This window comes from Halomonas sp. BC1 (assembly GCF_002078135.1).
In the GTDB taxonomy this organism is placed as follows: Bacteria; Pseudomonadota; Gammaproteobacteria; order Pseudomonadales; family Halomonadaceae; genus Vreelandella; species Vreelandella stevensii.
On the sequence record NZ_LFGS01000007.1, the window covers coordinates 77,026 to 82,191 of the forward strand.

The window sequence follows — 5,166 nt, forward strand, 5'->3', positions numbered from 1 at the left end:
TAAGTGCGGCGCCCTCTTCCTCAAGACCGTCTTGTAACGGCTGTGCACGCTCAACGGCATTCAATGCCCGCTCTGCGGCCTGCTCCGTCATGGAGGCGACATAGTTTAGACGGTCATTGGCATCCGGTATCGCTTGCACCGCCTGGGTGATCTGCTGATCCAGGCCCAGCTCTTTCATGCTGTCCCGCAGCAGTCGCGTCAAGTGGCCTATGCGCTGCACCATCTCATCAGTACTGTCTTTTTTGCCCAGCACCGACGGCATGGTCGTGTCGTGGGCGTTGTTAACAGTGCTCATGACAATCCTCTTGTTGGAAAAATCTTGTTGAATGTCGTTACGGGTGTGGCGATAGGCATCGCTATGCCAACCCGCCGTGATCGTTCAGGCCACACAGCATTACCTACATCCCGGACAAGAGCCATCCCTAATACTACTTTAGGCTTAATATTTTGAAGCTTGAGTTTTCGGCTTGGGATTTGTGCGAAAAGTCTTATCTGCTAACTGTCCCTCCCGGATGCAAGCCATCAGTGCCGCACCTGCTGCATCCAGGGGGATCGTCTTCACCGCTCTTCAACAGCCGGATCATGGCCGCTTGCGTCAGGCCTGCTGAGCCCCTGGGCAGCCGTGCTGCCAGTCAATAACCACTACGCCGTCGAAGCGTGGGGCAATACGGTGCTATAAACGGCAAAGTAGAAAGGGGGTGTAGGTGCCTGCGATAAGGAGGTAAATCGCACAATGGTCAAGCAGTTGAAAACGCTGCTTCCAGCGGCGATGAGAAATGCCGTGGTAAAGGGTCGAGGCAGTGTAAAGCAGTAGCAGCGTTGTGCCGTAAAGACTCAGACTCACCACTTTCCAGGCATCCACGTGAGCAGCTACGCTGGTCGCCACCAGCAATATGACCATACCCACCAAGCTGAGTACCGCACCAATGCCATGGGTAACGCTGTGCAGCCACTCTTCGAGGGGGCTGAACTCCCCCTGCTCTTCAAGCGGCGGTTCATTCACGCCGACATACGATTCTTTTCGTACAGTCTTCATACTGGGGCGCTCCCAACATCCGACGCCCCACTCTTATCACCCCTTGCGCTCGATATCCACATCGCTGGCCTGGGTGAAGTCATCCAGCGCCATCATGTGGCCCAGCTTGCCCGCCTTGGTGGCCAGGTACTGCTCGTTATGCGGGTTGAGGCCGGTGGTGATGGGCTGACGCTCCACCACGTTGACCCCATCGCGGGTGAGCGCATCGACCTTGCGGGGGTTGTTGGTCATCAGCTTGAGGGCGGAGACGCCCAGGTGCTCGAGCATCGGCACGCAGAGATCATAACGGCGCATGTCGGCACCGAAGCCGAGCTGCTCGTTGGCCTCCACGGTATCCGCCCCCTGGTCCTGCAAGTGGTAGGCGCGAATCTTGTTGAGCAGGCCAATACCGCGCCCCTCCTGACGCAGGTAGAGCAGCACCCCGCGACCTTCGCTGGCAATGCGCTTGAGGGCTTCCTGCAGCTGGTAGCCACAGTCGCAGCGCATGGAAAACAGCGCATCGCCCGTCAGGCACTCGGAGTGCACCCGCCCCAGCACCGGCGCGCCATCGCTCACATCGCCCAGGGTGAGCGCAATATGGTCTTTCCCCGTGGCATCGTCTTCGAAGCCATGCATGGTGAACGTGGCCCAGGGGGTGGGCAGCCGGGAAGCGGCGATGAAGCGAATGGTCACGGATTACCTCACAGATGAACCAGGCCAGTTATCCACATCAGTGTTGGCAAGTGGGCGCATAGTCTAACAGGAAGTGGCGCAAGCCTCACGGATTGGCCGGGGTGCGACGATGTTGGCCAGCCAACAGGCGCCACCGCTGCCCAACTTCACGTACAATTCCTATCGTCGGATGGGCTGACTCCCTTACAATGCGGGCAAATTTTCCAAGAGCAAGTGTTTATGACCACCACACCTTTGCAGAACGACCGTTTTCTTCGCGCGCTGGTGCGCCAACCTGTCGACCGCACTCCGGTGTGGATGATGCGTCAAGCGGGCCGTTACCTGCCCGAGTACCGCGCCAGCCGCGCCGATGCGGGCAGCTTCATGGACCTGTGCCGTAATCATGACCTGGCCTGTGAAGTCACCCTGCAGCCGCTGGAGCGTTACCCGCTCGACGCCGCCATTCTGTTCTCGGACATTTTGACCATCCCCGATGCCATGGGGCTGGGCCTGTACTTCGAAACCGGCGAAGGCCCCAAATTCAAGAAGACCGTACGCACCGCCGAAGAAGTCGCCGCGCTCACCGTGCCCAATGCCGAGCGCGACCTGGACTACGTGATGCGGGCGGTCTCCACGATTCGCCGTGAGCTCAACGGCCGTATGCCGCTGATCGGCTTTTCCGGCAGCCCCTGGACACTGGCTACCTACATGGTCGAAGGCGGCTCCAGCAAGGACTTCCGTCACCTGAAGACCATGCTGTACGACACGCCCGACACCATGCACCAGTTGCTGGACACCCTGGCGCAAGCGGTCACCGACTACCTGAACGCTCAGATTCGCGCAGGCGCTCAAGCGGTACAGATTTTCGATACCTGGGGCGGCGCGCTGTCCACACCGGCCTACCTGGAGTTCTCGCTGCGCTACATGGAGCAGATCGTCTCCGGGCTAATCCGCGAGCACGATGGCCGTCGCGTACCGGTGATTCTGTTCACCAAGAACGGTGGCCAGTGGCTGGAGCACATTGCCTGCGCCGGTGCCGACGCATTGGGCATCGACTGGTCCACCGAGCTGTCCGACGCCCGCGCTCGCGTGGGCCATAAGGTGGCCCTGCAGGGTAACCTGGACCCCAACGTGCTGTTTGCGCGCCCTTCGGCCATTCGTGCGGAAGTGGCTCGCGTACTGGAGAGCTACGGCCACGGCCCTGGCCACGTTTTCAACCTGGGCCATGGCATCAGCCAGTTCACCAACCCTGATCACGTCACCGCCTTCATGGAGGCGCTGCACGACTTGAGCCCGCAGTACCATCAGGGCATTCCGACTCAATCGAACGACTCATGCCCAGGAGCCAAGCAATGAGCGACCTACGCGACGACCAGTGGTTTACCGAAGTCTTTGATAGCCACGGCAGCGCTTTCTCGCTGAAAGTGACCGAAAAGCTGCTGGATGTGCAGAGCCCTTACCAGCACCTGGAAGTGTACGCCACAGAGACCTACGGCAACCTGATGGTGCTGGATGGCTGCGTGATGCTGACCGATCGCGACAACTTCCTGTATCACGAAATGATCGCCCACCCGGCGCTGTTCACCCATCAGGACCCCAAGCGCGTGGTCATCATTGGTGGCGGCGACTGCGGCACCTTGAAAGAAGTGCTGCGCCATCCGGGCGTCGAGAAGGTCACCCAGATCGATATCGACGAGGAAGTCACCAAGGCCGCCGAGCGCTTTTTCCCCGAACTCGTGGAAGCCAACGGCGACCCCCGCGCCGAGCTGCTGTTTGCCGACGGCGTGAAGTGGGTGGACGACGCGGCCGACGAGAGCATCGACCTGCTGATCATCGACTCCACCGACCCGGTCGGCCCGGCCGAAGGCCTGTTCAAGACCGACTTCCTGAAACGCTGCCACCGTATTCTGAAAAGTGGCGGAGTGATGGTGCAGCAGAGCGAGTCGCCGCTTTACCATAGCGGTTCGATCATTCGCGAACTGCGCAACGACATGCGCGAAGCGGGCTTCGACAGCGTGGCCACCTTGCCCTTCCCCCAACCGGTCTACCCCTCTGGCTGGTGGAGCGTGACGTTGGCAGGTAAGGGCACCAGCGTTGAAAGCTTCCGCGAAGAAGCTGCCGCCAGCCACGAAATGCCGCTACAGTACTACACAGCAGAGGCCCATCGTGGAGCCCTGGCGCTGCCCCCCTTCATGCGCAAAGCCTTTGCGTGAGAGCGGGCATCGTTAGTGGAAGAGCCGGGCGCTGCTCGGCTTTTTTATGCGCGCAGATCGGCGCGCTTCGACGTCAAGGAATCACACATGAAGAGTGTTCGTTGGTTGGGAGTAGGGGCCAGCCTGTTGGCACCGGCCATCGCCATGGCCAGCACGCTGGACACCGTCCAGAATCGCGATAGCCTGCGTTGCGGCGTGAATGCCGCCCAGCCCGGTTTCTCGTCACTGGATGACGACGACCAGTACCGGGGCTTGGATACCGACATCTGCCGCGCCATTGCCGCCGCCGCGCTAGGCGATGCCAACAAGGTGGACTTCGTGCCGCTGGACTCCGTGGAGCGCTTCACGGCCCTTCAGTCCGGTGAAGTGGACGTGCTGTCGCGCACCACCACCTGGACCTCCAGCCGCGATACCACGCTGGGCATGCACTTTACCGGCGTCAGCTATTACGACGGCCAGGCCTTCATGGTCGCCAGCGACCTGAACGTACAGAGTGCCAAGGAGCTGGACGGCGCCGCGGTATGCACCCAATCGGGCACCACCAGCGAACTGAACCTGTCCGATTACTTCAGGGTTCACGGCATGACCTATGATGCCGTGGTCTTCGACTCTCCCGAGCAGTCGATTGCCGGGTTCGAAGTAGGCCGCTGCGACGTGCTGAGCTCCGATGCCTCGCAGCTCTATGCCCAGCGGATGCAGCTGGCCGACCCCGACATGGCCGTGGTGCTGCCCGAGATCATCTCCAAGGAGCCGCTGGGCCCGGCCGTGCGCCAGGGCGACGACCAGTGGTTCAATATCGTCAAATGGACGCTGTTTGCCATGCTCAATGCCGAAGAGCTGGAAGTCACCCAGGCGAACGTGGACGAGCAGCTCGACAGCGACGACCCTGACGTACAGCGCCTGCTGGGCCAGGATGGCGATTTCGGCAGCCCCATGGGCATCAGCGCCGACTGGGCCTACCAGATCGTCAAGCAGGTAGGTAATTACGCGGACGTTTATGACCGCAATGTCGGCACAGGGTCGGACTTCAACATTGCCAGAGGCCTCAACGGGCTATGGAAAGACGGTGGCATTCAGTACGCGCCGCCTATTCGCTGATCGGCGAACATCAGTAGTTTTCTCCCCGCGCCAGCGGCTACGCACCAAAAAAGAGCATCGCGTAGCCGCTGGCACTCTTTTTTGCACCAATACTTTCGATAAATTCGCTGATTTTACGTTGAAAACCGCTGAATTTGCCGACATATCTTTTTTGGCACCTTCCTTGCT

General features: G+C 60.3%; 5 protein-coding genes and 1 pseudogene. 3 read left to right on the forward strand and 3 right to left on the reverse strand.

Translation table 11 applies throughout. The features are described from left to right. The 3 genes and pseudogenes from B7L72_RS07030 to ribA form a co-directional block, all read right to left on the reverse strand. A partial coding sequence (locus B7L72_RS07030; protein WP_176212849.1) for a protein phosphatase CheZ occupies positions 1 to 295 on the reverse strand: 295 nt, incomplete at its 3' end. Between the two features lie 381 nt (positions 296 to 676). Continuing rightward, positions 677 to 1,036, reverse strand: a pseudogene (gene trhA, locus B7L72_RS07035) (PAQR family membrane homeostasis protein TrhA); the annotation flags it as partial. A gap of 36 nt (positions 1,037 to 1,072) precedes the next feature. Continuing rightward, the gene (ribA, locus tag B7L72_RS07040) at positions 1,073 to 1,708 is read right to left on the reverse strand and encodes a GTP cyclohydrolase II (protein WP_016915399.1); all 636 of its coding nucleotides are present in this window, start codon (positions 1,706 to 1,708) and stop codon (positions 1,073 to 1,075) included. Between the two features lie 219 nt (positions 1,709 to 1,927). Between ribA and hemE the strand changes: the two genes are divergently transcribed. The 3 genes from hemE to B7L72_RS07055 all read left to right on the forward strand — a co-directional run bounded on the left by hemE (position 1,928) and on the right by B7L72_RS07055 (position 4,998). After that, the gene (gene hemE / locus B7L72_RS07045) at positions 1,928 to 3,043 is read left to right on the forward strand and encodes a uroporphyrinogen decarboxylase (protein ID WP_081135894.1); all 1,116 of its coding nucleotides are present in this window, start codon (positions 1,928 to 1,930) and stop codon (positions 3,041 to 3,043) included. Continuing rightward, the gene (gene speE / locus B7L72_RS07050; RefSeq protein WP_081193444.1) at positions 3,040 to 3,900 is read left to right on the forward strand and encodes a polyamine aminopropyltransferase; all 861 of its coding nucleotides are present in this window, start codon (positions 3,040 to 3,042) and stop codon (positions 3,898 to 3,900) included. The genes hemE and speE overlap by 4 nt, the downstream gene beginning before the upstream one ends. Positions 3,901 to 3,987: 87 nt before the next feature. Continuing rightward, positions 3,988 to 4,998, forward strand: coding sequence for an amino acid ABC transporter substrate-binding protein (locus tag B7L72_RS07055; RefSeq protein ID WP_081193446.1), 1,011 nt, complete (start codon positions 3,988 to 3,990; stop codon positions 4,996 to 4,998). The last annotated feature ends 168 nt before the right edge of the window (positions 4,999 to 5,166 follow it).